At 55.4% G+C, this 3,610-nt stretch carries 1 protein-coding gene; it reads left to right on the forward strand.

Annotated features, from left to right (window positions below; translation table 11 throughout):
* A partial coding sequence (locus AAC147_RS00005; protein WP_047678107.1) for a non-ribosomal peptide synthetase occupies nucleotides 1–3,610 on the forward strand: 3,610 nt, incomplete at both ends.

A 3,610-nucleotide genomic window follows, 5' to 3' on the forward strand; every position in this document is an offset into this window, starting at 1 on the left:
CTCCCCATTGGCCGGCCCATCGCCAATACGCGGGTTTATTTGCTGGATAAGCATGGTCAGCCCGTACCGTTGGGAACAACCGGTGAGATTTATGTGGGGGGAGATGGGGTAGCCTGTGGCTATCTGCACCGGCCTGAGTTAACGGCGGAACGGTTCCTTATCGATCCGTTTAATGATACTCCGGATGCGCGCATGTACCGCACCGGCGATTTGGCGCGTTATCTGTCGGACGGCAATCTGGAATTCCTCGGCCGTAACGACCAGCAGGTGAAAATTCGCGGTTTCCGTATCGAACCGGGGGAAATTGAAACTCGGCTGGCCGAGTATCCGGCAGTGCGTGAGGCGGTAGTACTGGCACTGGGTGATGGCGCCGAAAAATGGCTGGTGGCTTATGTGGTCGCACAAGCGGAGGAGGAACTGGCAAACAGCCTGAGAACGCATTTGAGCGCGGTATTACCGGATTATATGGTGCCGGCCGCTTTTGTGCGTCTGGACGCGTTTCCGTTGACGCCGAATGGTAAGCTGGATCGCCGGGCATTACCGGCACCGGATAGAGAGGCCTTTGTCTGGCAGGCGTATGAAGCCCCGCAGGGAGAAACCGAAATGACGCTGGCGGCGATTTGGTGTGAATTACTGGGTATGCAGCAGGTCAGCCGCCATGACAGCTTCTTTGCGTTGGGGGGGCACTCCCTGCTGGCGGTGCGCATGATTGAGCGCCTGCGTCAGCAGGGATTGGCCCTGACAGCGCGAGAGTTGTTCCGGTCGCCGGTGTTGTCCGAACTGGCACAAACAGTGGGGCAGCATCAGACCATCAAAATTCCGCAGAATGTCATTAGTCCCGATACACAGCAACTGACCCCGGCCATGTTGCCGCTGGCAGAGTTAACCCAGGCGGACATTGACCATATTATTGAACAAGTGCCGGGCGGCGTGGCGAATATTCAGGATATCTACGCCTTATCGCCGTTGCAGGACGGGATTTTGTTCCACCATTTACTGGCACACGAAGGGGATCCGTACCTGTTGAGTAGCCAGATGGCGTTTGCTGACCGTGCGTTTCTGGATCGTTATCTGGCGGCAATGCAACGGGTGGTTGACCGTCACGATATTTTACGCACCGCTTTTATCTGGCAAAACCTATCCGCGCCTGTGCAGGTCGTCTGGCGTCATGCTGCCTTATCAGTGACTGAACTCACACTGGATACAGCAGAGGGATCAGTGAGCCGCCAATTGGCGGCCCGTTTTAACGTCAGTCATTATCGTCTTGACTTGAGCGACGCGCCGTTATTGCGCTTTGTGGTGGCGCAGGAAACCGATGGACGTTGGATTGCCCTGCAATTACTGCATCACCTGATTGGCGACCATGAAACACTGGAAGTGATGCACCGTGAAGTGCAGGCCTGTCTGACAGGACAAGAGCAGAGCCTGGCTGCACCCGTGCCGTTTCGCAATTTGGTAGCACAGGCCCGGTTGGGCATGAGTCAGGAAGCCCATACACGTTTCTTTAGCGAGATGTTAGCCGAGGTAGAAGAGCCGACGCTGCCATTTGGGCTGGCGGAGGTGCATCGTGATGGCACACAGGTGACGCAGTCCTACCGGCTGCTGGCCCCGGAATTGAATAATCGTTTGCGTCATCAGGCCCGGCAGCAAGGGGTGAGTCTGGCGGCCTTGTGTCATTTGGCCTGGGCCCAGGTATTGTCGCGCACCAGTGGACAGGAAAAAGTGGTGTTCGGCACCGTGCTGTTTGGGCGCATGGCCGGCGGCGAAGGGACAGAGGGAGGAATGGGATTGTTTATCAATACCCTGCCATTGCGGCTGGATATGGGTGACACCCCTGTACGGGACAGTATACAGGCCACTCATCGCCGGCTGGCGGGACTGTTAACTCATGAGCATGCGTCACTGGCGCTGGCTCAGCAATGCAGCGGTGTTGAACCCGGTACGCCCCTTTTTAGTGCTCTGTTAAATTATCGGCACAATGATCAATCGAACCAGTTGGATAATACGCTGGAGGGGACTGAGTTATTAGACGGCCAGGAGCGGACCAACTACCCCGTTGTGCTGTCAGTGGAAGATTTTAGTGAGGCGCTTGGCTTGACAGTTCAGGTTGTTCAGCCGTTTGAGCCGGAACGGGTATGCAGTTATATGCAGCAGGCGCTGGAAAGTCTGGTGGACGCACTGGAGCAAGCCCCGGAAACACCGGTACGGGCATTGGATATCTTGCCACAAGCGGAGCGGACTTTATTATTAACTACCTGGAACACAACGGAAACCCCGTATCCTGCGGCCTTGTGTATTCATCAGTTGTTTGAACAACAGGTGGTAAAAACGCCGCAAGCGACAGCCCTGATAGCGGGCGATAAAGTCCTGAACTACAGTGAGCTGAATACACAGGCAAATCAGTTGGCTCATCAGTTAATCGAACGGGGCGTTTGCCCCGGCGATCCTATTGTGCTGCTGTTTGAGCGCTCCATCATGCTGGTCGTGGCGCAACTGGCCGTGCTTAAAGCCGGTGCAGCTTACGTTCCCCTTGATCCCAGAATGCCAGATGAACGGAAAAACTGGCTGATCAATGACTGTACTGCCAAATTGTTACTCACCGATACACAGACAGAAACCCCGGCTGGCCTGGTTGTACCGCTGCTGCGTCTTGCTGATGAAGATAAGACGGCCAGTAAACAAAATAGTATTAACCCTGACTTACCGTGTGCCAGCACAGCATTGGCCTATATCATGTACACCTCCGGCTCCACCGGCACACCCAAAGGGGTGCTGGTGCCACACCGTGCCGTGGTTAGGCTGGTCATCAATAATGGTTATGCGGTCATTGAGCAGGATGATCGGGTGGCTTTTACGGCGAACCCGGCGTTTGATGCCAGTACTTTTGAGGTCTGGGCGCCGTTGCTCAACGGAGGGGCATTGGTAGTCATTGATCACACCACTTTATTGACGTCGGCGGAGTTAGTCCGGGCTTTACAGACCCACCGTATCACGATCTTATGGCTGACCATCGGGCTGTTTAACCGACTGGTGGTAGAATTGTCCCCAGTGCTGCCGCAGATAAAGACGCTGATTTTTGGCGGCGATATCCCCGATTTACCGCTGATTGCTCAGGTACTGAAACATCGTCCTCCGCAACAACTGTTGCAGGCCTATGGCCCGACGGAAGGCACCACCTTTACAACAATGTATCCTATCAAGGCACTAGAAGAAGGTATGATCCGGCTCCCCATTGGCCGGCCCATCGCCAATACCCAGGTGTATTTGTTGGATAGTCATGGTCAGCCCGTACCATTGGGGGCGATTGGTGAGATTTATGTGGGGGGAGACGGGGTGGCCTGTGGCTATCTGAACCGGCCTGAGTTAACGGCGGAACGATTCCTCATCGATCCGTTTAATGATACCCCGGATGCGCGGATGTACCGCACCGGCGATTTGGCGCGTTATCTGCCGGACGGCAATCTGGAATTCCTCGGCCGTAACGACCAGCAGGTGAAAATTCGTGGTTTCCGTATCGAACCGGGGGAAATTGAAACCCGGCTGACAGAGTATCCGGCAGTGCGTGAGGCGGCTGTACTGGCACTGGGTGATGGAATGGACAAACGGCTGG

Origin of the sequence: Xenorhabdus sp. NBAII XenSa04, assembly GCF_963866145.1 — a bacterium.
GTDB classification, from domain to species: Bacteria; Pseudomonadota; Gammaproteobacteria; order Enterobacterales; family Enterobacteriaceae; genus Xenorhabdus; species Xenorhabdus indica.